General features: G+C 39.9%; 31 protein-coding genes. 24 read left to right on the top strand and 7 right to left on the bottom strand.

The genetic code is table 11. The annotated features are described in order from the left end of the window. The first annotated feature begins 35 nt into the window (after positions 1 to 35). Together AC4J95_RS18585 and AC4J95_RS18580 are read left to right on the top strand one after the other, a co-directional pair. Positions 36 to 848: a MerR family transcriptional regulator gene (locus tag AC4J95_RS18585; RefSeq protein WP_494551127.1), complete on the top strand. Its 813-nt coding sequence runs from the start codon at positions 36 to 38 to the stop codon at positions 846 to 848. Positions 849 to 918: 70 nt separating this feature from the next. Then, positions 919 to 1,965, top strand: a complete 1,047-nt coding sequence (locus AC4J95_RS18580; RefSeq protein ID WP_494551126.1) for a BtrH N-terminal domain-containing protein — start codon at positions 919 to 921, stop codon at positions 1,963 to 1,965. A gap of 47 nt (positions 1,966 to 2,012) precedes the next feature. Here the strand turns inward: AC4J95_RS18580 and AC4J95_RS18575 are convergent, their stop codons facing one another. After that, positions 2,013 to 3,488, bottom strand: coding sequence for a helix-turn-helix domain-containing protein (locus AC4J95_RS18575; RefSeq protein WP_494551125.1), 1,476 nt, complete (start codon positions 3,486 to 3,488; stop codon positions 2,013 to 2,015). Between the two features lie 176 nt (positions 3,489 to 3,664). On the opposite strand from AC4J95_RS18575, the gene AC4J95_RS18570 reads away from it, so the two are divergent. Both AC4J95_RS18570 and AC4J95_RS18565 read left to right on the top strand, forming a co-directional pair. Further along, positions 3,665 to 4,396 (top strand): TraX family protein, encoded by a 732-nt coding sequence (locus AC4J95_RS18570; RefSeq protein ID WP_494551124.1) that lies wholly within the window; start codon positions 3,665 to 3,667, stop codon positions 4,394 to 4,396. Positions 4,397 to 4,415: 19 nt separating this feature from the next. Further along, positions 4,416 to 4,892, top strand: coding sequence for a GNAT family N-acetyltransferase (locus AC4J95_RS18565; protein ID WP_494551123.1), 477 nt, complete (start codon positions 4,416 to 4,418; stop codon positions 4,890 to 4,892). Positions 4,893 to 4,940: 48 nt separating this feature from the next. Here AC4J95_RS18565 and AC4J95_RS18560 read toward each other — a convergent pair whose 3' ends face one another. Further along, positions 4,941 to 5,438 carry a helix-turn-helix domain-containing protein gene (locus tag AC4J95_RS18560; RefSeq protein ID WP_494551122.1) on the bottom strand — a complete coding sequence of 166 codons (498 nt, stop codon included), beginning with the start codon at positions 5,436 to 5,438 and terminating at the stop codon, positions 4,941 to 4,943. Positions 5,439 to 5,692: 254 nt separating this feature from the next. Between AC4J95_RS18560 and AC4J95_RS18555 the strand changes: the two genes are divergently transcribed. The 3 genes from AC4J95_RS18555 to AC4J95_RS18545 all read left to right on the top strand — a co-directional run bounded on the left by AC4J95_RS18555 (position 5,693) and on the right by AC4J95_RS18545 (position 8,165). Continuing rightward, entirely contained in the window at positions 5,693 to 6,277 is a 585-nt protein-coding gene (locus tag AC4J95_RS18555) for a PepSY domain-containing protein (protein ID WP_494551121.1), read from the top strand. Between the two features lie 163 nt (positions 6,278 to 6,440). Next, the gene (locus AC4J95_RS18550) at positions 6,441 to 7,058 is read left to right on the top strand and encodes a TetR/AcrR family transcriptional regulator (protein WP_494551120.1); all 618 of its coding nucleotides are present in this window, start codon (positions 6,441 to 6,443) and stop codon (positions 7,056 to 7,058) included. Positions 7,059 to 7,064: 6 nt separating this feature from the next. Beyond that, positions 7,065 to 8,165 (top strand): alpha/beta hydrolase family protein, encoded by a 1,101-nt coding sequence (locus tag AC4J95_RS18545; protein ID WP_494551119.1) that lies wholly within the window; start codon positions 7,065 to 7,067, stop codon positions 8,163 to 8,165. Positions 8,166 to 8,210: 45 nt separating this feature from the next. Here the strand turns inward: AC4J95_RS18545 and AC4J95_RS18540 are convergent, their stop codons facing one another. The 3 genes from AC4J95_RS18540 to AC4J95_RS18530 form a co-directional block, all read right to left on the bottom strand. Continuing rightward, complete coding sequence (locus tag AC4J95_RS18540) at positions 8,211 to 8,699, bottom strand: VOC family protein (protein WP_494551118.1); 489 nt, start codon at positions 8,697 to 8,699, stop codon at positions 8,211 to 8,213. 77 nt (positions 8,700 to 8,776) lie between these two features. Continuing rightward, on the bottom strand, positions 8,777 to 8,980 hold the full coding sequence (locus AC4J95_RS18535) for a helix-turn-helix transcriptional regulator (protein WP_316402641.1): 204 nt from the start codon (positions 8,978 to 8,980) through the stop codon (positions 8,777 to 8,779). A gap of 3 nt (positions 8,981 to 8,983) precedes the next feature. Next, a complete protein-coding gene (locus AC4J95_RS18530; protein ID WP_494551117.1) occupies positions 8,984 to 9,625 on the bottom strand; it encodes a DUF2178 domain-containing protein in 642 nt (213 codons plus the stop codon). Between the two features lie 208 nt (positions 9,626 to 9,833). Between AC4J95_RS18530 and AC4J95_RS18525 the strand changes: the two genes are divergently transcribed. Together AC4J95_RS18525 and AC4J95_RS18520 are read left to right on the top strand one after the other, a co-directional pair. Beyond that, the gene (locus tag AC4J95_RS18525; protein ID WP_494551116.1) at positions 9,834 to 9,956 is read left to right on the top strand and encodes a hypothetical protein; all 123 of its coding nucleotides are present in this window, start codon (positions 9,834 to 9,836) and stop codon (positions 9,954 to 9,956) included. 37 nt (positions 9,957 to 9,993) lie between these two features. Then, positions 9,994 to 10,197, top strand: coding sequence for a TetR-like C-terminal domain-containing protein (locus AC4J95_RS18520; protein ID WP_494551115.1), 204 nt, complete (start codon positions 9,994 to 9,996; stop codon positions 10,195 to 10,197). A 139-nt stretch (positions 10,198 to 10,336) separates the two neighbouring features. Here AC4J95_RS18520 and AC4J95_RS18515 read toward each other — a convergent pair whose 3' ends face one another. Beyond that, on the bottom strand, positions 10,337 to 10,777 hold the full coding sequence (locus AC4J95_RS18515; protein WP_494551114.1) for an Lrp/AsnC family transcriptional regulator: 441 nt from the start codon (positions 10,775 to 10,777) through the stop codon (positions 10,337 to 10,339). 305 nt (positions 10,778 to 11,082) lie between these two features. Here AC4J95_RS18515 and AC4J95_RS18510 point away from each other — a divergent pair, with 305 nt between their 5' ends. The 8 genes from AC4J95_RS18510 to AC4J95_RS18475 all read left to right on the top strand — a co-directional run bounded on the left by AC4J95_RS18510 (position 11,083) and on the right by AC4J95_RS18475 (position 19,084). After that, on the top strand, positions 11,083 to 13,401 hold the full coding sequence (locus AC4J95_RS18510) for an ABC transporter permease (RefSeq protein WP_494551113.1): 2,319 nt from the start codon (positions 11,083 to 11,085) through the stop codon (positions 13,399 to 13,401). A gap of 14 nt (positions 13,402 to 13,415) precedes the next feature. After that, positions 13,416 to 14,171 (top strand): ABC transporter ATP-binding protein, encoded by a 756-nt coding sequence (locus AC4J95_RS18505; protein WP_494551112.1) that lies wholly within the window; start codon positions 13,416 to 13,418, stop codon positions 14,169 to 14,171. Positions 14,172 to 14,246: 75 nt separating this feature from the next. Next, a complete protein-coding gene (locus AC4J95_RS18500) occupies positions 14,247 to 14,936 on the top strand; it encodes a response regulator transcription factor (protein ID WP_316402650.1) in 690 nt (229 codons plus the stop codon). Further along, on the top strand, positions 14,923 to 15,831 hold the full coding sequence (locus AC4J95_RS18495) for a sensor histidine kinase (RefSeq protein ID WP_494551111.1): 909 nt from the start codon (positions 14,923 to 14,925) through the stop codon (positions 15,829 to 15,831). Before AC4J95_RS18500 ends, AC4J95_RS18495 begins: the two co-directional genes overlap by 14 nt. A gap of 31 nt (positions 15,832 to 15,862) precedes the next feature. Continuing rightward, the gene (locus AC4J95_RS18490) at positions 15,863 to 16,165 is read left to right on the top strand and encodes a DUF6506 family protein (RefSeq protein WP_316402652.1); all 303 of its coding nucleotides are present in this window, start codon (positions 15,863 to 15,865) and stop codon (positions 16,163 to 16,165) included. 306 nt (positions 16,166 to 16,471) lie between these two features. Further along, positions 16,472 to 17,656 (top strand): aminotransferase-like domain-containing protein, encoded by a 1,185-nt coding sequence (locus tag AC4J95_RS18485; protein WP_494551110.1) that lies wholly within the window; start codon positions 16,472 to 16,474, stop codon positions 17,654 to 17,656. Between the two features lie 129 nt (positions 17,657 to 17,785). Then, positions 17,786 to 18,535, top strand: coding sequence for a GNAT family N-acetyltransferase (locus AC4J95_RS18480; protein WP_494551109.1), 750 nt, complete (start codon positions 17,786 to 17,788; stop codon positions 18,533 to 18,535). 9 nt (positions 18,536 to 18,544) lie between these two features. Then, the gene (locus AC4J95_RS18475; RefSeq protein ID WP_494551108.1) at positions 18,545 to 19,084 is read left to right on the top strand and encodes a DUF1697 domain-containing protein; all 540 of its coding nucleotides are present in this window, start codon (positions 18,545 to 18,547) and stop codon (positions 19,082 to 19,084) included. Between the two features lie 43 nt (positions 19,085 to 19,127). Here AC4J95_RS18475 and AC4J95_RS18470 read toward each other — a convergent pair whose 3' ends face one another. Then, a complete protein-coding gene (locus tag AC4J95_RS18470; RefSeq protein WP_494551107.1) occupies positions 19,128 to 20,102 on the bottom strand; it encodes a serine hydrolase domain-containing protein in 975 nt (324 codons plus the stop codon). A 192-nt stretch (positions 20,103 to 20,294) separates the two neighbouring features. On the opposite strand from AC4J95_RS18470, the gene AC4J95_RS18465 reads away from it, so the two are divergent. The 7 genes from AC4J95_RS18465 to AC4J95_RS18435 form a co-directional block, all read left to right on the top strand. Next, positions 20,295 to 21,365, top strand: a complete 1,071-nt coding sequence (locus AC4J95_RS18465) for an alpha/beta fold hydrolase (RefSeq protein ID WP_494551106.1) — start codon at positions 20,295 to 20,297, stop codon at positions 21,363 to 21,365. A 26-nt stretch (positions 21,366 to 21,391) separates the two neighbouring features. Then, positions 21,392 to 21,790 (top strand): hypothetical protein, encoded by a 399-nt coding sequence (locus AC4J95_RS18460; protein WP_494551105.1) that lies wholly within the window; start codon positions 21,392 to 21,394, stop codon positions 21,788 to 21,790. Beyond that, complete coding sequence (locus AC4J95_RS18455) at positions 21,787 to 22,059, top strand: hypothetical protein (protein WP_494551104.1); 273 nt, start codon at positions 21,787 to 21,789, stop codon at positions 22,057 to 22,059. The genes AC4J95_RS18460 and AC4J95_RS18455 overlap by 4 nt, the downstream gene beginning before the upstream one ends. Positions 22,060 to 22,127: 68 nt before the next feature. Then, positions 22,128 to 22,604, top strand: a complete 477-nt coding sequence (locus tag AC4J95_RS18450) for a MarR family winged helix-turn-helix transcriptional regulator (protein ID WP_494551103.1) — start codon at positions 22,128 to 22,130, stop codon at positions 22,602 to 22,604. 206 nt (positions 22,605 to 22,810) lie between these two features. Beyond that, on the top strand, positions 22,811 to 23,308 hold the full coding sequence (locus tag AC4J95_RS18445) for a GyrI-like domain-containing protein (protein ID WP_494551102.1): 498 nt from the start codon (positions 22,811 to 22,813) through the stop codon (positions 23,306 to 23,308). A 67-nt stretch (positions 23,309 to 23,375) separates the two neighbouring features. After that, the gene (locus AC4J95_RS18440) at positions 23,376 to 24,266 is read left to right on the top strand and encodes an AraC family transcriptional regulator (protein ID WP_494551101.1); all 891 of its coding nucleotides are present in this window, start codon (positions 23,376 to 23,378) and stop codon (positions 24,264 to 24,266) included. A 181-nt stretch (positions 24,267 to 24,447) separates the two neighbouring features. Then, on the top strand, positions 24,448 to 25,651 hold a 1,204-nt coding region (locus AC4J95_RS18435), incomplete at its 3' end, for an MFS transporter (RefSeq protein ID WP_494551100.1).

Below are 25,651 nucleotides of genomic sequence, written 5' to 3'. Positions count from 1 at the left end.
GTAAGCTAGCGAAACGAAAAAAGGAGATCATTTATATGTTTAAAATTGGAGAATTCTCAAAAATTTCAAATACCACTGTTCGAACATTGGATCACTACGCCGCTCTAGGTCTTTTAATACCAGAAAAAACGGACCAGCAAACCAATTATCGTTACTATTCAGCAGGTCAATTGTCTCAGTTAAATCAAATTAAACTGCTTCAGCAAACGGGCTTGCCGCTAAAAACAATCAAGGAAATCATCGATACAAATGATTTAGACTTTTTAGAAAAGCACTACAATTTTCAAGAAGAGAAGCTGCAGGAGGACCTGGATGAACTGTTGAAAAAACAGCGGATGATCTCACTGCTCAAACAAAACATGAGAGAAGGAAAAAACATGACTAAATATAATGTAGTAGTAAAAGAAATCCCAGAAAGAAATGTTCTTAGTGTACGTGATGTAATCGCGGATTATACCCTGGAGGGCGAACTATGGCAAAGGCTGCAGCAGGGAGTACAGGAAGTAAACGCCAAAATGACTCAGCCGCCGTTAAATATGACACTCTTTCATAATGTTGAATACGTCGAAAAGGATGCCGATGTAGAGGTTCAAACAAGTGTCGTTGGGGAATACCCAGCTGCACAAACTGCTGAATTTAAGAAAGCTCCCGCTTTTATCATGGCGTCAGTCACCTTTAGCGGCAGCTTTGATCAAATGCCGAAGGTGACTCAAGCGATCGGGGAGTGGTTGGAGGCAAACAATTATAAAATTGTGGGTCCGATGATTAATATTGGTCACGTATCACCAGGAGAGGATCCTAATCCGGATAATTGGGTGACTGAATCTGGTTTTGTCGTATCGAAGTAACAAAATGAATCTAATGGCAGTCATTTATTCACGGATGGATGACTGCTTTTTTATCGAAAGGAGCAGCAGGATGAAACACGTCATTGAGAATTTTAAACCAACAGGCGGAAAGCATTGCATTACCCATTCTTTGAAGCAAATCTTTGCCTTTGAAGGGTATCCTCTATCAGAAGCTATGCTTTTTGGAATGGGTTCGAGCTTTGCTTTTACCTACATCAATTTGGCTAGCTCACCGATGGTTTCAGGCAGAACGAAATCTGTTGAAGTAGATAAAAAGCTGGCAGAACGTTTGAGTATCAAAGTAAGCTGTCGACAACCGAAGAACTACGAGATGGGCTTCGTGAAGGTAAAAAAGCTGATCCAGCAGAATCATCCAGTCATGATCTATGTGGACATGCCCTATCTGAGTTATTTAGGAATGGATCAAGCCAGTCACTTTGGCGGCCATGCCGTGGTTCTATTTGGCTATGATGATGAACAAGTAGTTTTCTACGTCAGTGATCGGGATCATTCGGATTATCCAATTCGAACGCCACAGGGTGAGAGTGCCAATGATTATCATTTGGTGAGTTATCAAGAGATGGAGCGGGCTCGAAGCAGCAGGCATCGTCCCTTTCCAACAAATAATAAATTCATGGAGTTTGATTTCTCTGATTATGTAAAGCCGAATCAAGCAACGATCACTGCTGCCATTAAAGATACCTGTGAGACGATGTTGAATCCGCCAGCGAAGCTATCGGGCATCAATGGGATCACGAAGTTTTCAAAGGAAATCATCAAATGGCGCTCCTTTGATCAGCGGAAATTGAAAACAGCGGGCATCACAAATTATTTTCAGATCAGTAAAGATGGCGGAACCGGCGGCGGAATTTTTCGAAGGATGTATGGAGAGTTTCTATTAGAAGCGGCTCCAATTTTAGCTGACAGAGAGATTGCAACTATTGGATCTGCCTTCATAAACCTAGCGAAGCAATGGGATGAACTAGCCGCCGTGTTTTGGGCAATCGGAGAAAGTGGCGATTCATCATTACTTCAGCCGCTAAGTGAACAAATTTCTGAGCTGGGAGAAATTGAAAGAGTTCTGTTGGAAAGACTGCATACAAAGCTAACAGATTAAACTAAAAAGGTTAGAGCAAACGTGGTTTGTTTGTTCTAACCTTTTTCTTAATTTAAGTAGGATAATTGTTTGATCAGGGTGTTCATCCGGTATTCTTCGATTTTTCTACCCAAAGCGGACAAGTTTTTAGTAGAGGGAACATCTTCGACGACAAATAGTCGTTCCTCGGGAATGATCGGAGTAGAAAAATTCGTCACATAGAGATCTGAAACGAGTGATTCCGGAGAAACCTCAGAATAGATCTTATCCGGCTGCAGATCCACCAAAATTTTATTGTGGTAGTTCTTTTCCAGATAATAAGCCAGCAACTGCGCGTGCTTCATACCCAAGTCACTACATATCTCAGTTGCGATTGGTTTGCGCAGGGCATCTAATTGCTCTGGCAGCTCATCCCAATAGATGAATAATTCGAATAAAATCATATGGAAGTACATTGAATGCCACGGAAATCGGCTCTTTGCTTCTTGATCTTTTAAGGTTTTTTCCAAAACCTTTGTGAATACGGCGAAATCTCTTTGAATCGTCAAACTGTTATACAATTCGCGATTATAAGCGATATATTTCTCATAAGGATATGTTTTATAAGACGTATAGATTGATTTCAACAAGGCAAGGCAATTTTTCTGACTCGACTCAGAAATGGTAATCCCCAGTGCATCAACGATCAAGGTGATAGTTGTATTCCAAAGCCGTTCAATTCGAGCTTCTTCTTCCGGATTGTCCCAGGCAAAATCGTAACAGAAAATACTTTGAATCAGGTCGTTACGGATCTTTTCAGTGTTGAGCAACGTACAACTAGTCAACAGCTCATTAATCGTTTTTTCATATTTCACTAAATGTGTATTCGCTAAAAAGCTCCGTTTAGGGGTAATGAAGAAGCCTTGAGCTTGACGAATCAAACTCACAGCGATTAAAACAGTAAACTCCGTTTTTTGGTAGAAGCTCAGTTTTAAATCTAGCTCTTTGTCTAGGTAAGTGACAGAGTCCCAAATCGCTTTCTGATCTAGTTCGAAGGGCCATTCGTAAACATCGTAGACTTCTAAGAAATAACCAGCCATGAAGATTCGGACCTGACGTTCATCCTCACCGACAAGGGTCAAACGATTGCGATCGACCTGCAAGCCGCGTTTTTCTAAGCCATCATTCAACTTGACGATTCTCCGGTACAGGCTAGATGAACTCAAATACAGTTCCTTTTCAAGATCACTCCGTAATTTTCCAGGATGGAAAAAAAGAATTTCCAGCAGCTGAAAGGTTGGCGACTCTTTTAAAATATCTGAAAAAATCTCTTGGATCGTATGGTTATCTTTTTCGGTTAGATGCAATTCACCAGAGCTGTTTTTTTCAATTTGAACGATGTCGTTCCACTGGTCTTCAATTTCCAGACAATCATTTATTATAGTTTTGGGAACCGCATCAACTTTTTCTGCTAATTGCTTGACGGATACATAATTATTCGCTGTCCGTAAAAGTTCAATTAATTCGATTTGACGATATTTGGTAGAAGACAAGGCATGCCGCATGTTAAACCTTCTTTCAATCGATTGATACTATCAGTATAAAGGAAATAATGTTGACTGAAAATAATAAACTTGTTCAACATACAAATTATGTTCTAATAATTCAGACTAATGAAGGAGGAACTGATGAAAGTTTTATGTCATACTGACTATATTAGTATTTTGAAGGGATGGGTGAGATGTTTCGATCAATTGACGGCTTCAAGTTGAAAGTAATCGCGATTGTTGCGATGCTGCTGAATCACATCGGCAGTGGTTTTAGTCTTTATGAACAATCCAGTGGGCTTTATTTCTTTACGGAGTTTATTGGTAAGTTAACATTTCCAATCATGGCTTATTTATTAGTAGAAGGGTTTTGTTACACACGCAATCGAAAGAAATATGCAGGAAGGATGGCGGTCTTTTGGCTAATCTCAATTTATCCTTTTCACCTGTTGTTTCGAGAAAACCATCCTTTTAGTCCACTCGAACTAGTCAATAATATTTTCTTTACCCTGCTTATGGGACTGCTGCTGATGATGGCTTATGAAAAGGTGAAATCACCGATTTTAAGAAATCTATTGGTTCTTTTCTTCTCAGTGATCACGATCACATCGGATTGGTCCTTGATTGGTGTCCTGTTGATTTTCGGTTTTTACAAATGGAAGGGCCAGAAAAAAGGAATTTGGTTACCCGTTCTTTATACAACGGCCTTTTTGGTACTGTTAATGGGAATGATGTATTCTACTGATTCTCAGGCAGTTCCGCTTTATCAGGTGTTCACGGGATTGGGGTTATTGCTGGTAATACCTTTGCTTCAGGCTTATAACGGAGAAAGAGGCTATTCGCCAAAGTGGGTAAAATGGGGCTTTTATGGATTTTATCCAATCCATTTAGTCGTTTTAGCAGTGATTCGTATGTTGCTTCAATAACAGAACTGGAGGAAAAATGATGGATTATTCAATTCGTGAAATGAGAGAAGCAGAGTATCCTCTCTTGGAAGAATTTTTGTATCAGGCCATTTTTCAACGTGATACGAAAAAGCCTATTCCAAGGTCGGTTGTTAATGATCCGAACATCAATGTTTATATTCGCGATTTTGGTAATTATCCGGAAGATTTTTGCTTGTGTGCAGAAACGGTTGCTGGAATCGTTGGAGCGGTCTGGATCCGAAACATCAAGGGCTTCGGCTCGATCGATGATCAGACACCAGAGTTTGCAATTTCGCTGTTGCCTGATTATCGCGGCTATGGGATCGGTACAGCACTGATGCAAGCGATGATTGAACATTTGAAAACCAAGTCCTACAGCCAGACTTCATTAGCCGTTCAAAAAGACAATTACGCACTGAAAATGTATCTGCAGGTCGGGTTTGAAATCATTGATGAAACTGCCGAAGAATATATTATGAGATATCGTTTCAAATGAACATCGCCCACACTCGTAAAGTCCTACTTTACTGAGTGTGGGCGATTATTAATTAACTGCCAAACGATATTTGTCGATTAAATAAAAGAACAGCCACGGGATGAAGCCAATGATACCAGTTGTAGCAAGCCAAACAATTGTTAGCGGCTGAAGAATATCAAGGACTCCTGACAGACCTGAATTCAGATTCAACACTGTATTGATTATCATAAGCATTAAAAAGAAGGCTGTGGAAAGAATAGCAGAGGCAACGAAGAAAACTTTTCCTCTTTCGGCTTTCAAAATGGAAAGTTTTTTGCCAGTGGACTTTTCGTTCGTAAAGTTTTTATCAGATTGCCTTTCTACACGCTGTAAAAGCTCTTCAACACTTGTCTCTAAGGCTTCCGCTAATAACGGTAAGGTTGTATCCTCTGGACAGTCGATTCCACGTTCCCACTTCCAAACAGCTCGATTCGGTACAGCAATTTTTTCAGCCAGGTCTTTTTGTGTCAAGCCTTTGGCTACTCGCAGCTCCTTTATGTAAAGCCCAATCGGTTTTTCCCGCATATCCTTTTCTCCTTCAGTCTTTTCTTTAGTCTAACCAAAATAGGCCCCTTTTTCGTCCAACTTAAGCATGATTTTTTAATAATCTTTGATGATAAACCAACAGCTGACCGATACTCGCTCATGATGGAGTGCAGTTTAAATAAGTTTACAAATCTTAGGCTGAATGGGATGATAAAGTTATTAATAGCAGGTTTATGGATTTATTTCGTACGATAAAAATAATAGCATTCGACAAAATGAAGGAGCGGATAATCGTGAAAAGAACCATTATTTTAGGCCTATCACTTGCACTTTTAGGAGGTCTTACTGGCTGTAATTCAAACTCAGACAATGCAAATAATTCCAGCTCCACTTCACAAAAAACAAGCCAATCCAGCAGTGAGACGAGTACGAATTTTAATGTTACTGTAGATGATGCAATCAAAGCATATCAGGAAGCTTATCCTGATAGTGATATTACATCGCTTGATCTGGAAACCTCCTTTGGAAAATATTTATACAAAATCGAAGGCGTCGATGACAGTAAAGAATATGAAGTAACAGTCGATGCTGACACAAAGGCTGTTTCCAAAGAACGAGAAGAATCACTAGATATGGAAGATAAAGATGGCGTAAAGCGAAGAGAAGATAAGCTGGATCTGGAAAAACTGCTGAGCGTTGAAAAGGTTTCTGATATCGCCACAAAACATGTTGGAAAAGGAAAAGCTACCGATTGGAGTTTAGACAAAGACTTGGGAACGACTTATTGGGAAGTCAAAGTCATGGATGGTCACAAAGAAACCGAAGTGAAAATCGATGCGAAATCAGGAGAAGTACTAGAAAGCGAAACCGATGATTAACAACAGCCTTACGGAATATCACTAAGAAGCTTATATTGGTTAAGTCCACATAAGCTTCTTTTTTTTGATTCGAAATCAAAGCTGTCTTGACACCGATAAGCTAGCAATCTATAATATAAATAGGATTATATAAATGCGTTTATATAATGTAGGAGGACATTATATGGCTAGAAGAACGGAAATATCAAAAGAATTGATACTACACGAAGCTTTGCAACTATTGATCAGGGAAGGCTATTCCGCCGTTAACATCAAAACATTAGCCAAGCAAATCGGCTGCTCTACTCAGCCAATTGTTTGGCAGTTTGAAAATATGGCAGGGTTTCGCCAGGCACTTGCTGAATATGCCTTGGACTATGCAAATAGAAAGATGGCGCCGACTTCGGATAATGGTTTTGAAGCATTTACTGAGGTAGGTGCAGCTTATGCAGATATCGCCTTTGATGAGCCAGAGCTATTCAAGTATCTCTATTTAAATGGCGGAAGCGAGTACTATATCGGTGAGATAGATATGATTGCCGCGATGACGGATAACCGAGAGCTGGTGGAAAGTATCGCAGAGGACTTCAATATTCATATTGACGATGCGGCGGCTTACCTCACCAATTCGATCATCTACTCCACAGGTATTTTATCCATGATCGTATCAAAGATTATGAAATGTGAGAAAGCAAAGGCAAAGCAGATGATCGATTCCGCCGGGTATGCGTTTCTTTTACAATATGGTGCTGATATAACCAAGGCAAAGGAGTTTGGGAATAAGCTCACTGGGAAGGGCTGATAAAAAATGAGAAATTGGATCTTGCTTTCGATGATATTTTTTGAATTGTTTTTGATGGTTTATTGTCTTGCTCGAAAAAGCAATCACGTGCCCGCAGGATATCTCTGTGCTTTTTTGTCGTTGCTCCTATTGATCGTAACAGGCTGGCTCTTATTGTTTCCCAAGGTCGAGCCCATCGCGACAACTGGTGATTATACAGTCGAACATCTTGTTGATTATTATACGGATCAGCAACGAGTAGAGACATACAGGAATGATGGGAAAAAGCGCGAATTACCTGTCGCTTTCTGGTATCCCCAAAACTACTCAAGCACACAGAAACTTCCGTTGGTTCTTTTCTCTCATGGAAGCTTTGGGATGAAGGAAAGCAATGAAACACTTTTCCGTGAATTGGCGAGTCATGGCTATGTTGTCTGTTCGATTGATCATACCTATCAGTGTTTTTCTACCAGATTGTCCGATGGGAAAAAGGTTCGCTTAAGTGGTCAGTTTATGAAAGAAGTAAGTGTTGATGAGCCAAATAAAAAACCAAAACAATCACTAGTAAATTTTGAAAAATGGATGACGATTCGAACGGATGATTTGAATTTTGTTTTGGATACGATTTTGGAAAAATCGAAAGTAAGTGATTCAGCGGTCCCGATACTTGATTCGATCGACCGATCACGGATTTGTGTGATGGGACATTCTTTAGGTGGTTCGGCAGCCTTAGGTATCGGCAGACAAAGAAAAGATATCGCAGCTGTCATTTCTTTAGAAGCACCTTTTTTATGTGATATTCAAAGAGTTGATGAGAACGGTCAATTTATTTTTGATCAGTCAGAATATCCCGTTCCCGTGCTAAACGTCTACTCCGACGCAACGTGGAATCACTTAGACGAATGGAAACAATATGACGAGAATATGCGACTACTGAAGATGTCATCGAGCAGATTTCAGAATATTCATTTCTCAGGTGTTGGTCATTTTTCTTTGACTGACTTATCGTTAACCTCGCCATTTTTGACAATGATTTTTGATGGAGGTAATCCGAAAGAACAGGCGCAGACAACATTGAAGAAGATCAATCGAGCCTGTCTAGCATTTTTAGAGGAACAGATGAAATAGCAGAAGGCTGGGGAGATCATGTAGCTCACCAGCCTCCTGCTATTATTATTTTTCCCAACTCTGTAATTCAATGATATTTCCTTCGATATCTCTTGCATAGGCAAAAGTGCCAATCCCTAATTCACCGTAATCTTCACTTACGACTTTCCCGACAAGACTGCCCCCAGCTGCTAGTAATTGATCAACAGTATTGTTAACATCATCGACTTCAAAAGCAATATGGGAAAATCCGCAATGATTCAATGCTTTTTCAGTTTCCTGAATTTCTTGATAGCTGAATATTTCTAAGGTAGGACCGTGGTCGTCATAACCGGGTAAACGCAGATGTTCACCGACAATATGGACTTCGGGAATGCCTGTTAATTCTTCGAGCCATTTTCCGTGAAGATTTCGTTCTGGTGGTACAGGTTTGCAGGCAAAAACAGCTTGATAGAAGCGAGAAAGTGCCTGCCAATCTAAAGCAATAATATTGGTGTGAGCATAGCGCATAAAGGTCAAAGTGATCATTCCTTCCATAAAAGTTTGTTTGATCATTCTACCGGATATCAGTTTCTTATGAAAGCTTATACAGAAAAAACAGTCGAAGAACAATTCTCGGACTGTATTTTTTTCTATTCGAAAATAAACAACTCAGTAACTGGGACATCTACAACTTTTGCAATATCTAGCGCGAGTTTTAGTGAAGGATTGTATTGTGCTTTTTCTAGCCGCATGATCGTTTCACGGCGCACGCCGACCAGCTCCGCCAGCTGTTCTTGCGTCAAGCCCTTCAAGGTGCGGTACTTTTTTAAATGACATTCGAATTTTACATTCATTGACTAAGCCTCGGTTTCAAATTTGTATAAGAAGTATTTGCTGAGAAATAAGACGATTCCATAGATCAGCGACATTGAGCTTAACATAAAGATCGCACACCATTCAAGATTCCAAGACAGCATCCCGCGAGCAATCGCCCAAATTGACAAAAATAGAAGAAGAAAGCCAATTTTATAAGCCTTCAATTCTGCTTTCTTTTCATTTTCTTCGTAGAGTTCATCCTTTAGGGTATCAGATAATTTCCCTTCAAAAAAGAAACCGAAAAAGCCAAAAAAGATAAAAGCGAAAAATGGATAAATAATTCCAAACTCGCTATAAGTCCAAAATCCGAAAAAACCAAAAAAACCTAAGAATCCCAAAAGACCCAGCATAGGATGAATCTTTCTTGTCCGATTCTTCGGCAAGCTTTTATTCTGCCAGATGGCTCTGAATAAAGTCCATACCAAATAAAGGACATAGACTGACAAAAGTACTAATGCAATCAGCATGGGCAAATCTTTGACCTGAAAGACATACTCAGAGACCACGGTAAGTTTTATCAAACGACTGTCATTATACAAAACTGAATGAACTGATGCGACCACTAAAAACAATGCACAGAAAATACCTGATAATACTAAATTTCTAATTTTTTTCTTTTTCATTTTAACATCCTCCTATGTGACAAATTCATCTCTTTATGAGATAAATATATCACATAAAAAAAGAAAAGCAATAGAAAAGAGATAAATAAATCACTTTTTTGTTTACACATAGTTCTTGTAAGTGTGGAAATTATTATGAAGAACGCGAAACCGTATTTTATCGGCTGTAACGTAACTGCTCTAGACAAAAGAAATTGAGCAGATTACGGTGACAAATATTTGTGAGGAAGCGGAGATCAGTCGAAGTAGTTTGTATCAGCACTATTTCGATAAATATGATTTGGTCGAAGTGAAGCTGAAAGAGTTCCGCGATCAGCCAATCAATTCGTAGAGGCTCCGTTGAAGTACAAAATTACATCAAGTAATTGATGCAGAAAAAAGCCCGTCATAATATTTTTCCGAAATTGGATCTGAAAATTGAAAATGACATTGAAGAGCATTATGCGCTGCTGTTTCTCAGCAATGCACGCTTTGGTGTGTTGCAGGATTGGATCGATCGGGGACAAAAGGAGTCACCAGAGCAAATGGTCAACATCATGGCTCGCCTAATCATGGTTGAATTTAAGAATTAAATAAATACCGGAAGACACGGGTAAGCGTGATTTCCGGTATTTTTTACGGCACTTTCCAATAGTAAAGTAATAATTCTTTTGACTTTACGTTTGTAAAGGATTCTTTTCAGTCACTTTCCTTTCAACGAGTATTCTAGGTTTATCCGTGAATCTCTTCCTTCAAATTCTCTAGAGTTATCATTGTTTTTATTTCGCCGACACCGCGAACTTGTTTCAAGTTTTGTGATAAAAATTGATTTAAGTGAGGCAGGTCAGTTGTCACAACCTTTAGTAAATAATCATATTCGCCAGCCACTTTATGGCACTCTAAGACACTGGGAAATTTAGTAATTGTATTTTTGAAGTTGCTGGTATTTCCAGTGCGATCTATTTTTACTGAAATGAACGCAAGAATACTTTGACCACAGCGCGCCCGATCAACTTTGATCGTGTACTGTTGGATGACTCCGCTGGTTTTTAATTTTCGTACCCGTTCGATCACAGCTGGCTTGGTCAGACCAACCCGTTCACTAATCAGACTCATAGACTGCCGGCTATCCTTTTTTAGTATATCGAGAATTGTTAAATCTATTTTGTCCATAAAACTGCTCCTTTATTCTTTGATGAATTCGGTTTCACTTATTATGCTATCAAACATGTTAGCTGAATTCTAATTCAATTTAAGACAGAAAATTAAAAAATAAGCGAGGGATATTTTTTGTAAAGTGAAAACCAAGAACTGTTTTCCTTATGTAAAGCGAAACGCTAAAAAACTTTCCATTTGTTAAGGCTAACCAAAATAAACTTGAATTGGAAATTTTAATCTTAGGTTAATACTTCGTGTACATTCGAGAAATCTTGCTCCCTTATAGTTGATTTAGAACGAAGGGGTAGGAGTGAGTGTGTATGTATTGGAAAATAATCAAAAATGATGTAAGGGAAAGTAAATTGATCACAGCAACAATGACACTGTTCATCGCTGTTGCTGCGTTGCTGGTCGCGTTGGCAATGATCTTGAGTGTGAATTTGGCAGGATCAATCGATACTCTGATGGAGAAATCACAATCGCCGCATTACATGCAGATGCATACAGGAGATTTGGATGAAGAGCGGTTAGCAAAATTTGTGAAGGATAATGGCAATGTGGCGACTTATGAGGCGTCTGAGTTTTTGAATCTCAGCGGCTCAGACATTGAGATTGGTGATCATAGTTTTGCGGACAGTGTGGAGGATAATGGGCTGGCTGTTCAGAATAAAAATATGGATTACTTTTTAGATATGGACAATCTACCGATTCAGCCGAAGCCCGGAGAACTTTATGTACCGGTGGCATTCAAAAAACAAGGATTTGCTAAAATTGGCGATCAGGCAAGAATCGCGGGCAAGTCATTTACGGTTACTGGCTTTTTACGGGATGGCACGATGAACTCGCAAATGGCCGGCTCCAAGCGATTGCTCGTGCATCAACAGGATTATGATGAGCTTTATGCCAGAGGAAGGATGGAATACATTATCCAGTTTCGGCTAAAAGATCCCGATAAACTAAATCAATTCGAGGCTGCATATAAAAAAGCCGGTTTAGAGGTCAATGGACCGAGTGGAACGCATCGATTATTTAAATTAGGGAATGCGATGTCAGATGGAGTCTTGATCGGTATTCTTCTGTTGATTAGTTTATTAGTCGTATTAATGACGTTCATGTGTATTCGCTTTACGTTGCTGGCAAAAATCGAATCAGATTATCGAGAGATCGGTGTGATGAAGGCGATTGGTTTGCAGGTAAAGGCTATTAAGAAAATCTATCTGGCAAAATATGCGGCGATTTCAGTCGTAGGAAGTTTACTTGGTTATTTAATCTCATTACCAATGAGCTATCTATTATTGCAAAATATCAAACTCTTTATGGGAGAGAGCAACAACGAAAAACTGAGTTGGATTTTGGCAGTAGCTGGAGTTCTCGCTGTCATGCTGTTGATCATTGGATATGTCTATCAGCTGCTCAATCGTTTCAAAAAGGTTTCTGCGGTGGAAGCCATCCGCTTTAATGGCTCAAAAGAAAAAGTCAATACAAAGACACATTTTAATCTCCGTCAATTGAAGTTCTTCTCAATTGATACACGCTTGGGAATGATTGATATTTTAAATCGTAAAAAAATTTATTTGACTATGTTATTGGTTTTCATCCTATCGACATTTATCATGATCGTCCCAGCGCTGGTTTATCATACGACTTCTTCAGATAAGTTTGTCGAGAGTATGGGCTTTAGTCATAAGGTGGATATCGGAACGAGCTTGTACCAATCAACCAATAATGCGGAATATGAAAAGAAAATTGAGCACTACTTGAAGCAAGACTCCGATGTGGCGGGTTATAGTAAAATCGTCACTAAAAATTTCGCTGTCAAAGACGCGGGAACGACGGACAATGTATTATCAGTTGAGTTAGGTAATCATCAGAAATTTCCGGTAGATTACTTGAAAGGTCGTGGACCGGTTCGAACCAATGAGCTGGCCTTATCGACGATTAATGCTGAGGAATACAACAAAGAAATTGGCGATTCTATGATTTTGATTCGGGATGGCAAGGAAGAGAAGTTCACTGTTTGCGGAATTTACGCCAATCTATTTAATGGCGGAAAAACGGCGAAAGCTACGTTCAAAGACAATAAAGCCACTAAAATCTGGACCGATCTCTATATTAAATTGAAGGATTCAAGCAAAGTGGAGCAAAAAATGAGCCAATACAAGCAGGATCTGCCTTTCGCCAAAATGAATAATGCACGGGAATATCGCGATCAAACATTTGGTTCGACGATTCAATCATTATTCTTGGTTTCAATCGGGGCCATACTGGTGGCGCTGTTAATCACAGGAATGATCACTTCTTTATTTATGAAATTATTGCTGGCGAAGGATAAACAGGAGATCGCTACATTAAAAGCAATCGGCTTTACCAATCGCGAGATAAACAATCAATACCTTTCTCGAAGCGTAACTATGTTGGTCATTGGATTAGGAGTAGGTACGGTATTAGCCATGACATTAGGGAAAGCCATGTCTGGTATAGTCTCGTCGGCATTAGGTGGCGTTAGTGTCCAGCTGACAGGCAGTTTACTGATTTATCTCGGATGTCCACTATTGATGTTGCTGATTACAATTTTTGCGACAAAAGCAGTAACCGCACAAGCAGGTAGGATTGAAATCGCAGAAAATCTTAAAGACTAATGGAGGAGAAAATAATGGATACAATAATTGAAGGTACAGATATTATCAAAAGCTTTGGTGAGGCGGAGGAAAGAATCACTGTTTTAAATCAAGTGAACATTCAGGTCAAACAGGGTCAATTTGTCTCTATCATGGGTCCATCAGGTTCAGGAAAATCGACACTGCTTTATGCCATCAGCGGAATGGATAAGATTGATTCGGGTACCGTCGTGTTTAACCGTCAACGATTGAATCAGCTATCAGAAAAGCAATTGGCTGATGTCCGGCGCGAACAGATGGGCTTTGTTTTTCAACAACCGACCTTACTTAAAAATCTTTCATTGATTGACAATATTATTCTCCCAAGTCTGAAAGAAAAAAAACAGACTGCTGAGTTGGAAAAGCGGGCAGAAAACTTGATGGAGAAAGTCGGGATACACGCCCTGCGCAATCGTAAAATCACGCAGGTTTCTGGTGGGCAATTGCAAAGAGCGGGAATTTGTCGGGCCCTAATGAGTCACCCAAAAATTATTTTTGGAGATGAACCTACTGGTGCACTGAATTCCAAAGCCGCTCAAGAAATCATGGATATCCTCTTGAAGATTAATCAAGAGGGGACAACGGTCGGGATCGTTACCCACGATGTCAAAGTAGCCGCTCAAAGTGAGCACGTTTTCTTTATGGAGGACGGACAAATCATGGATGAACTGCAATTAGGAAGTTTTACTGGTAGCAATCTAGAAGCACGAATCGAACAATTGAATGAAAAAATCTTAGCGGTGGAAATCTAACGACAAAGCGGATTTTTCAATAGCCAACTATGGTAAAATTATTAGTAACAATCGATGACTGAAGAGGGTGGGCTGATGGCATACAATATTTTGCATGTAGATGATGAGAAGGAAATCATCAAGCTTTTAAAAATGTATTTAAAAAGTGAAGCCATCAATCATTTCGAAGCTGGCAATGGTCGGGAGGCTTTAGCGATTTTGGCTGCTGAACCGATCGATCTATTGATCGTTGATATTATGATGCCGGAAATCGATGGCTTTGAATTAATCCGGACTGTCAGAAAAACAAGCAATCTGCCAATCTTGGTAATCTCTGCACGAGTCGAAGCTTCTGATCGGATTTTTGGACTGGAGATTGGGGCCGATGATTATTTGACGAAGCCCTTTGATCCCCATGAGGCAATTGCACGAGTAAATGCTTTATTGAGAAGGTATCATTCTTTAGGAGTTTCAGCAGATGTAGCGCGAGAAGTATTGGAAGTTGGAAATTTGATCCTAGACACCCGTGCGTGTACAGCTTTTGTGGATAAACAGACGATCGATTTGACGGCTGTTGAATTTCGTGTATTGAAATTATTGATGGAGCAGCCGGGCCGTGTTTTTACGAAGGAGCAAATTTATGAGCATGGTTGGCAGGATCCATTAGCAGGCGACAACAATGTGCGGGTCATGATGAGTAAGCTGCGGGAGAAAATCGGGAACGAGCGGATCAAGACTATTCGCGGCTTAGGCTATCGCCTGGAGGTCGTTCATGAAACAGCTTAGAAACGCGATTTTACGATCCTTCATCCTTTATTTTCTCGGACTTTCTGTTACTGGTGGTTTGATCGAAGAATTTTTCAACCAGTTAGAAGAACTATTTTTAGGAGACAGGTATATCATCCCTGTTCAAATAATTAGCGGAACCTTTCAAATTCTTGCAGTCGTGGGTTTCTCTTTCTTATTTTATCGCAGTCTAAACAAAAAAATCGGTCAAGAAAGCCAGAAGTTAGCCAAAGAGCAAAGCACCCTATTTGCGAATATCGCTCATGATCTGAAAACACCGCTGACCAGCATCACGGGATTTTCTAAGGCATTGAATGAAGACGTAGTCGAGCCGGCAGAAATCAAGGAAGTTTCAAACATCATTTATCAAAAATCAATAACTGCCAATGAACTGTTGGATTTGATGTTCCAGTATACTAAATTGAACTCAGCAGAATTCAGCTTAAACCGACAAGAGTGTGTCATTAACTATTTGTTGAAGGAGGCTGTGGCAGATAATTATGATTTGCTTGAGCAGCAGCAGATTGAATTGGTTTTGGATTTGTCCGAAGAGCCGATTACGCGACGAATTGATAAAGCTGAATTTCGTCGCGTGTTTAATAATTTGTTGATCAATGCCTGCAAGCATAATCCGCAAAAGACAGAGCTTTTTATTTCTATTAAAAATAAAGGTAAGACAGCTGAAATCATCTTTGCCGACAATGGAACAGCGATTCCACAAAAGGATCGGGAGCAGCTTTTCCAACCTTTTGTCAGCGAAAATGAGACCGAACGAAATTTTCAAGGCAGCGGCTTGGGCTTGGCGATCGTGAAGACGATCGTTGATAAGCACGGTTTTACGATCCAGCTGCTTGATGACGAACACTATACGAAGAAATTTGTGATTACCCTGTAATGTTAGGGACAAAATAAAAGGGAGGTTTCATATGTTAAAAGCAGCATTCATTTTTGTAGCAGAAGGTGCGGATGGTAAGAAGGATCGATCAGTGGTGACAACGCCAGCGGTTGAATTGACCACGGTAGGTGTGGTGGATTATGCGGAGGCAGTTGCAGTTTCCAAAGAGTTGGTGGAAGGCGGCGTTCAAGCAATTGAGCTTTGCGGCGGGTTTGGTCATCTAGGGACAGCAAAGATCGTCGAAGCAGTGGGCGACAAAGCGGTTGTCGGGGTCGTTCGGTTTGATAAACATCCGGGACTAGGCAATCAATCCGGAGACAATCTTTATTTGTAGAAACAAATTCAATAAAAGTTATCGGCAGAGGCAGTTTGTGCTTCTGCCTTTTTGTCAGTCGAACTTTTCGCAGTTATTGTAAGTATGAGGTCAAACTAAATAGATAAGCCAAATTAATAAACAAGCAATTTAGTTCGATGATATGCGTGATGAGAATAGAACTCATTTTTCATAGAAGAATGAATCCATTAATCCGAAATAGCTGTCAGTCAAATTTCTCGTAGTTATCACTAACCCGAATTAGTCATACTATACAATTTAAAAGTATTGCGATAGAATGAGAAAAAACTTAAAGGAAGATTAAATATGAAATACGCTGATCGAATGGAAAACTTGAATGCCTCAGAAATCCGAGAACTATTAAAGGTTACTGACCGCCCAGAAGTCATCTCCTTTGCGGGAGGCTTACCGGCAGCTGAACTATTTCCGATTGAAGAGATGGCAGCAGCCAGTATGACTGTCTTAAAGAGTAACGGCGAGAAGGCCCTGCAGTATTCCACAACTGAAGGATATTTGCCTCTTAGAAAATGGATTGCAGAAAGAGAGAACAGCCGTATTGGGACAGCATTGACTGAAGAGAATATCATAATTACTCACGGCTCGCAGCAGGCGTTGGATCTAATTGGAAAGCTATTGATTAATAAGGATGATGTCGTCTTGTGTGAAAGTCCCACTTATTTATCCGCGCTGAATGTATTCAAAACCTTTGAAGGCAGAATCTTAGAGGTTCAGACTGATGATGAGGGAATGATTGTTAGTGATTTAGAACGTCTTTTGGAAACAACGGAAAATGTTAAACTGTTATATGTGATCCCGACTTTTCAAAATCCATCTGGAAAAACCTGGTCGTTGAAGCGCAAGCAGCAGATATTGGAAGTGGCCAATCGCTATGATGTTGCGATTATTGAAGATGCCCCTTATGAGGAGCTGCGCTATTCCGGAGAATCCACACTGCCAATGTTTAGTTTTCCAAGAAGTGAGAATGTCATCCGAACGGGAAGCTTCTCCAAAATTTTATGTCCTGGATTGCGACTGGGGTGGATCGCTGCTACTCCAGAAGTTGTTGAAAAGCTTGTTCTAATCAAGCAGAGCACCGATCTGCAATGCAACACCCTTGCTCAAATGCAAATCCATCAATTTATTCAGGACAATGATATCGATGAGCATATTACCAAATTAATCGAAGCATACCGTTTGCGACGGGATGCGGCCATTTCCGCGATCGGAAAATACTTTCCGAAAAATATCCGCTATACTCATCCAGAGGGCGGCTTGTTTATTTGGCTGGAATTACCGGAAAAAATCAATACGACCGATTTATTAGAGAAGAGTCTGAAACGAAATGTCGCTTTTGTCAGTGGGGAATCGTTTTACGCAGAGCAGCCAAAGTACAATACCATGCGTTTGAATTTCTCGTGTATGGATGAAGAAAAGATCGATGCAGGTATTATGATTTTAGGTGAGCTGGTGACAGAAGAATTAGCAGAATAGTTGAGCAAGGTACTTCATTTGAGGTGCCTTGCTTATTTAATTGTTAGGATTAGAAAAAGTAAAAATATTGAAAGAGGTTACAGTTAACTTAATGCTATACTTGAAGTAATAGAATAAAGGAGGGGTTTGATGGTTGAGTATATAAATGTAACGGAAGAAAATGTGGCGAAGGAACACCTGTGTTGCGCGATATCAGGCAAAAAGCATCAAGAAGGTGTCGATACTAAACGAGCGTGGATCAGTGAACGTCTGCCAGAGGGGCATGTTTTTCGCAAGCTGGATGCCAACGGAAAAGTCTTCATTGAGTATGCGCCATTAGAATCAGCCTGGGTGCCGGTAGTAGGGGAGAATTATTTGTACATTTACTGCTTATGGGTCTCTGGCAGCTTCAAAGGTCAAGGACACGGAAAGAATTTGTTGAACTATTGTATTGAGGATGCAAAACGGCAAGGAAAATCAGGCATCTGTGTTATTAGCGCAAAAAAGAAGTCGCCTTTTTTATCGGATAAAAAGTTTATGACGAAAAATGGATTCAAAGAAGTTGATGAAATCGAAGGTGGGTATGAACTTTTAGCGTTATCCTTTGACGGAACTGTTCCAGCCTTTTCTGACACCGCCAGAAAACAAACGATCGACAATCAAGAATTGACGATCTATTATGGTCGCCAATGTCCCTTTATTCCTAACGGACTGAAGGAAGTGCAAGCTTACTGCGACGAAGAAAAGATGCCACTGACGTTGATTCCGGTGGATAGTGTTGAAACGGCTAAAAATTTACCAGGTATTTTCAATAATTGGGCTGTCTATTATCAAGGAAAGTTTTTGACTGTGCATATGTTGAATAAGAATGTTCTAAAAAAATTGCTAGCAGATCAGTGAGGAAAGTCAGTGAAAAAATATATCGCTCTTTTGCGGGGAATCAATATTGGCGGTAGAAATAAAATCGCGATGCCGATGTTGCGAGCAGCTTTTGAGAAGAAGGGTTTTTCAAATGTAACGACGTACATCAATAGTGGAAATGTTCTTTTCTCTAGTAACATTCAGGACAAGGACGAACTGATCGAAATCTGCGAAGCATTGATTGTGGAAGAATTTGATTTAGCGATTCCTGTCGCAGTGATTTCGGTCGAAGAGGCAGCGGAACAGTTAAGTCATGCGCCAGAGTGGTGGAATCAAGAAAAAGAAACGATTCATTACGTTATTTTTCTGATTCCGCCAATGACCGTGGAAGAAGTATTTGCGTCGGTTGGTGAAATTAAGCCTGAATACGAACAGATCGCGTATTATGGCGATATGATTTTCTGGTCAGCACCGCGAACAACCTTCAATAAAACTCGTTGGTCCAAAATCGCCAGCTCATCCGTCAATAATCACGTAACAATCCGCAATGCCAATACCGTTAATAAATTATTATCAATGGCTCAATAAAAAAGAAAAATCAAGCAGTTTGCGGCTGCTTGATTTTTTTCGTTTATAAAAGCGGTACGATCTCTTGCTGAATAAAGTCGATTCGATCATAGACGTTTTCTTTAAAAAGAGCAGTGATAGCTATGACTAGTTGTTTCTCATGATCGATATAGAGAACATTACCGCCATCCCCCATTGCGGCAATGATTGGCTTGGCGCTGTCAATGACCCACCATAAATAGCCGTAATCCAGCTGTTCTTGCTCCCAATGACTATGTTTTTGCTGCATAGTATCTAACCAACTTTTTGGGATGATCTGCTTATCCTTCCAACCCCCTTGATTCAAAATCAATTGCCCGATTTTAACCAGATCACAGTTTGAAAGTGTCAAGCCCCAGCCGCCAGCGTTCAAACCAGTGACATCTTCCACCCAACCATTTGCTGTAGTTGATTGATTGAATGTCATTTGGTCTTTGGCGGTCTTCAATTGGATCGCTTTCTCGACATTGATGTCCAACGGTTCGAACAACTCTTTATGTGCGAAGTTTAAAACACTTTGTTTGGTCGAACGAGCCAAAACCGCTGACAAGAGATCTGGTCCTATCAATGGCGTGTACTTGAATTCCCCGATCGGCCGCTTGCCGCCAAGTTGTTTTAGCGTAAATTTAGTCCAATCTTTGCTGGTAAAATATTTGATATAGGCCAATGGTCCATCTTTGTATTTATAAGGGGTCGTCATGGTCAACAGATTTTCTAGTGTGATCTTTTTGATGTTTGCGTCTTTCGTCTGAAACTCCGGAAAGTAGTCTAAGATCGGACGACTCACTTCCCCAATATATCCTTGTTCCTGTGCGATACCTAATAATAATGAGAGAATACTTTTAGCTACCGAATAGACATGAATCTTACTTGTTTCATTACAGTCATTAAAATAGTGTTCATACAACAGATGTTCATTTTTTTGCACAGTAATCCCAGTGATATTCCCATAATCTGTTTCGATTTTTTGTTGGATTGTCTTGAGTTTATTGTCGTTCATTGTGTTCCTCCAATTCCGAAGGCGCCTTCTATCCTTAGAGTAAATGCATTAAAAATCATAATCAAGCGTTATTTTAAAATTTCTTCAGAAATAATTGGCGATTCCGACTTAAGACGGATTTTTTCAGGGAAGAGTCATGCTATTCTAATATAGTAATTATAATGACTAAACAGAATATGTGAGGAGAGAAAGATGATGATAAAAAAAGTGTTGTTAGCTATTTTGGGTTTGTTGATTTTTGTATTAATCGGGGGGTTCCTATTGATATTTTTTAACAGTCCCGGAAAATTAACAAGTTTAAAAAATGAAAAAGGAGAGACGATCGAGGGGAGCATCAGTGAGAAAAAATTTGTCGAAATCGGCGGGATTAAACAAGGTATGTTCATTCGTGGAGAGGACCAAACAAAACCTGTCTTGCTCTTTCTACATGGCGGACCGGGAACGCCAGAGTTTGCGATGTCCGAAGCATGGGAGACAAAAAACCGATTAGAAAAAGAGTTTGTCGTCTGCTATTGGGATCAGCGAGGAACCGGCATGTCTAATACGAAAGCGTTGGATACCAAGACGATGACTAAGGATCAAATCATAGAGGATACGATCGAAGTAACAAATTATTTACGCGAACGCTTTAAGCAGGACAAGATTTATTTGATGGGCCATTCTTGGGGTGCCTATCTGGGTATCAAGACCGTGCAGAAAAGCCCGGAATTATATTCGGCTTATATGGGTGTCGGGCAGCCGGTCCATCAAAAGAAAGGTCAAAAGCTGGCTTATGATTATCTACAGAAACACGCGAAAGAAATTGATGATCAGAAGTCTTTGAAAAAGCTAGAAAAATTTGATCCCGAGGCACCGGCCTACAATATGCTTCTGGAAAAATATCATGTCGGTATTCGTCATGAGGACTCGTCTTTGTTAAAAATGATCAAGAACCTGATGTTTTTTAAAGGATACACATTTGGTGAGAAAATCAACGCGCTCAAAGGGATGCCGCTTTCGAATGAAAAATTGGATAATGATGATTACTCCAATGATAACTTATTAGAAACCGTCTCTGAACTGAAAGTCCCTGTATATGGGCTGCATGGGAAACATGATTATCAAGTTTCTTATCAATTGGCAAAAGATTGTTTCAGTAAGGTTAAAGCGCCAGCGAAGAAGTTTTATACCTTCGATAATTCAGCACACAGCCCGAATTATGAAGAACCTAAAGCGTTTTTCGATGCAGTAAAGGAGATAAAAGCTAGTGCAGAAAAACAATAAATCCATTTTAAAGGAGGAAAAAAAGGATGAGAAAAAAGATCTTTTTGTATTTAACTATCACCTTTTCGATCTCTTGGACTTGCTGGTTGATCGTTGCATTTTTGACAAACTATACGAACGTAAAGTTATTCTCGCCTTTCGCTTTACCTTTGTATAGTATTGGAGCGGCAGGACCGATGATTGCAGCTTGTGTGGTCAATAAAAGGTCCATGTGTAAGCAAAGCTTTCGCGAGTTTATCAAAAATATCTTTAATCTGAGACAGCCGATTTTAGCTTACTTGCTTACTTTTGTTCTCGCTTGGGGTGTTTGTATCTTTCCAGTTTTAGTAGGTACAACTCAGCAACAGGCGCCCATTTATATCGCGCTGTTTCAGTTACCTGTGATGATTTTCTTTGGGGGCGGACTGGAGGAGGTTGGCTGGTGAAAGGCTCTGGGCAAGATACGATCCGAATCAGCGGCTATATGATCATGGTCTTCAGCTTTGCCTTTTTATTGACTATTCTTTGGAATAAGTATGAGAGTATCGCCTTATGCATTCTGCTGCATGCGGGGTTTAATTCTTTTACCGATGTTTACCCGCCTACCTACAACAATTATTTAGTGTCGTTGGTGTTGCTGCTAATTTGTTTTGGACTTTTTATGTTGACGTATTATTTTTCTGAAAAAGGACCAGCAGAGAAATCGCTGGAGTAACGTAGGGTTGTTTGTGCTCAATATGTTATGATTAATCCATCTGAAAATCAGCTGAGGAGAGTGATCCGATGGACAATAATGATCGTCTATTTCTAATTTCGCAAACGTATGCCACTTTGTTTTCGGTAACGAATAAGCTGCAAGCCGTTGGCGATGAGTCGATGGAGGAATTAACTTCAAGACAGGTCATGGCATTGATCGCAATCGTTCATATACCTGAAGGTGAAGTCACCTTAAACGCGATAGCGTCTAAACTTGGAGCAACGAAGCAAAGCACCGCTCAAATAATAAATAATTTGAAAGGAAAAGGCTATCTGAAGTCAGAAAAAAGTAAAACAGATGCCCGCTCGGTGAACATTGTCATTACCGATAGTGGAAAAAAAGTTTTCGAACAAGCAAATATCCAAGGGTGGCAATTTTTGCAGGAAGCTTTCCATGCTTTCTCATTAGAAGAATTAGAGCAGCTTTGGGGATTGTTGAAGAAACTTTATCAATTTGATGGCGAAGAGCAGGATGGCTTCGAAGCTGATGGGCGAGAACTATAGTTTTATCCTGCTAGCAAGATGAAATAAAAGGCCAAATCACACATTACTTTCATTCTGGAAAGAAATATATGATTTGGCTTTACTTTTGTTAAGTACAGTACGAAAATACTTTACGATCAGCTTCTTCTCTTTTTTTGCTTCAAAAAGGGTAATGGGGAATCTAGTGGACTTTGCTATAGTGAAGGAAAGAAAGAGAGGGATTAGTTATGGAACATCGAATTGTAGAATTAGAGAGTTTTAAGTTAGTTGGATTTAAGAAGGAATCAACGAATGATAACCGGCAGGGTATGAAGGATTGTCCTGCATTTTGGAATGAGATTTTGTCTTCTGGTAAACAAGAAGCACTTTTACCGTTGATTAATCATGAACCATTTGGGCTGATTGGTGCGAGTTTTTATAATATCGATGAACAGGATGCGAAGAGATTTGACTATTATATTGCGGCGGCAACCACCAGTGATACGCCAGCTGAATTAGCTGAAGTGGAGGTTCCTGCCAATACATGGGCAGTCTTTCCATGTACGAGAAAAACTTCTGGCAAGACACAATTTGAGATCGTAACAAAATGGGCGCCTGAATCAACTGAATACGCATTACTGAATGATGGCTATGCAACTGGAGAGATGACTTCTGCCGGGCCGGATCTTGAGGTTTATGGACAAGGTGATGAGATTGAAATCTGGGTACCGGTTAGGAGAAAGTAAGTTAAAAAAATTTAATGCCCTTCCTGAGTATGCTATTCTTACTATAGAGAATTTTCAGGAGGGTATTATGTCAAAAGATTTAGAACGTTTTTCAGCTACTTTGGCTTATATCGAAACCCATTTGTTTGAAAATATTTCACTTAAAGAATTAGCCAAACAGGCTCTATTATCCGAATATACTTTTCATCGATTTTTTACCTATTTGACCGGTTTTTCCTTTTCAACGTATCTACGTAATCGTCGACTTTCTGAAGCAGTGGAGCTATTACGCAGCGAGGCTGCAATTGATGAAGTTTCAGAGTTGTGCGGTTACGCAAATCGTTCGGCCTTTAACCGAGCATTCTCAAAGTTCCATGGAATCACGCCTAGCCAAGCGAAAGAGATCAATGCCGCCATCAATTTCTTCCCGCCGATTCGGCTGGATATTCAAATTAACGGTGGAAAAACGTTGAATTATCACATTGAGCAGCTGCCGGGCTTTACCATCGTTGGAGAGATGGCGGAGTATCAGTTAGAGGAGGAGCTATTCCAGCATACTGGCAAACATTGGGAAAGTTTCTTTTCTGATCAAAAGCTGCGAGAATTTGCGGAAAGTGAAGCTACTAGAAAGAATTTCTTCGGATTAAATCGCGAACCCTATTTCGCAGTCGCCAATCCTATGGCACCAGTTTCGGGTTATTTGAATTATTTTACCGGGTTTGTTTTGAGTGAAAACGATGAGTCGGATTATTTAACGCTGGAGATTCCTAAGCAAACTTATGCTGTTTTTGTCAGTGAACCTTATGATTACCGTCGGACTGAAAATGTTTCAAATGCCTACTATCAACTACAACAGCAAATATTTAATTCTTGGTTGCCGCAAACAGAATACAAGAAGCTCGATGGTCCTGAGCTGGAAACATATGTCTCTCTGGAAGACAAAGCTTGTTTGGAAATCTGGTTGCCGATCGTAAAGTAAATACCATTTTGAACAAGGATACGTAAAGTATTCTTGTTTTTTACTTGACGTTTGTAAAGATTTGACGATATTCTACTATCCATAAAACGCAACGAAAGAATGAAATACTTGAAGCTTACAGTTATACACCACCCGAGTTCAACATGCTAACCTTATATAAAAAGTACGGGAGGTTAGTCCTATGAACACTTCAATGAAACAAAAGATCATTCTATTTCTAGCTAGTCAAAATATTTCACTATTCGGTTCGCAATTAGTCAGTTATGCGATTATTTGGTACATCACCTTGGAGACATCCTCTGGTATTTGGCTGACTTTGGCTACTGTGTGTTCCATGATGCCACAGGCCCTTATCTCCTTATGGGGAGGTGTGCTAGCTGATCGCTATAATAAAAAGAAGCTGATTATTCTTGCTGACATGTTTATTGCAGTCGCAACGCTTTTACTGACTATTGCCTTTTTTTCAGGATACAAAAGTTTATATTTGATTCTGCTTGTTTCAATCATTCGCTCGATTGGTGCAGGTATCCAGACGCCTGCTGTTACCTCGTTTTTCCCTGAGCTCGTGCCTGAAGAACAATTGACACGGGTTCAGGGAATCAACCAAACGTTAGGCTCCGCAATGATGCTGTTGGCACCAGCTTTAGGCGGATTGGTTTTGAGTCAAATTGGCATTGTCTGGTCATTCTTGATCGATGTCTTATCAGCTATATTAGCCGTAATAATCATGCTAAAAATAAAAGTTGAAGTGGAAGTAAGTAAAGAAAAGAAAACGACCATTCTATCGGATTTAACAAATGGATTATCCTATGCCTATCATCACCCAACATTGAGAGTGATCATGCTTGTTTATGCGGTTTCCTTTGTTCTTTTTGCTCCAGTAGCTAACTTGGCTCCGTTGCTAATTGAACGCAGCTTTGGAAATGAACTTTGGAGATTAAGCGTTAATCAAATTATCTGGGGGCTCGGTTCTATTGCTGGTGGGATGCTGATATCGTTTCTGGGAGAAATAAAGAGTAAAGTAAAAATAAGTTCTTGTCTTTTAATCTTTTTTGGATTATTACTTATTTTAGAGGGGACTGCAACGAACTTTTGGATTTATCAACTTTTAGTCGGTATTTCAGGGATTTTACTTCCGATCATTATTACACTTCTGACAGTCAGTATCCAGCAAACTGCTGATATAAAAATTTTAGGTAGAGTTTTTTCAATTGTACAAGTAATCACTGCCAGTGCCATGCCGATTGCTATTCTCTTTTTCGGTCCGTTGGCAGATCTAATAAGCATTCAAATAATTTTAATCGTTACTGGAGTGGGATTAGCGATAATGGGGTTGTTCTATCTGAAGAAAATGAAGCGGCAAAGCAAACTATTTAGTATCAAAT

It is taken from the genome of Enterococcus sp. GPZ-007 (genome assembly GCF_059374735.1).
Note: the sequence above shows the minus strand (reverse complement) of the source record. Positions and strands in the feature narration are given on the sequence as shown.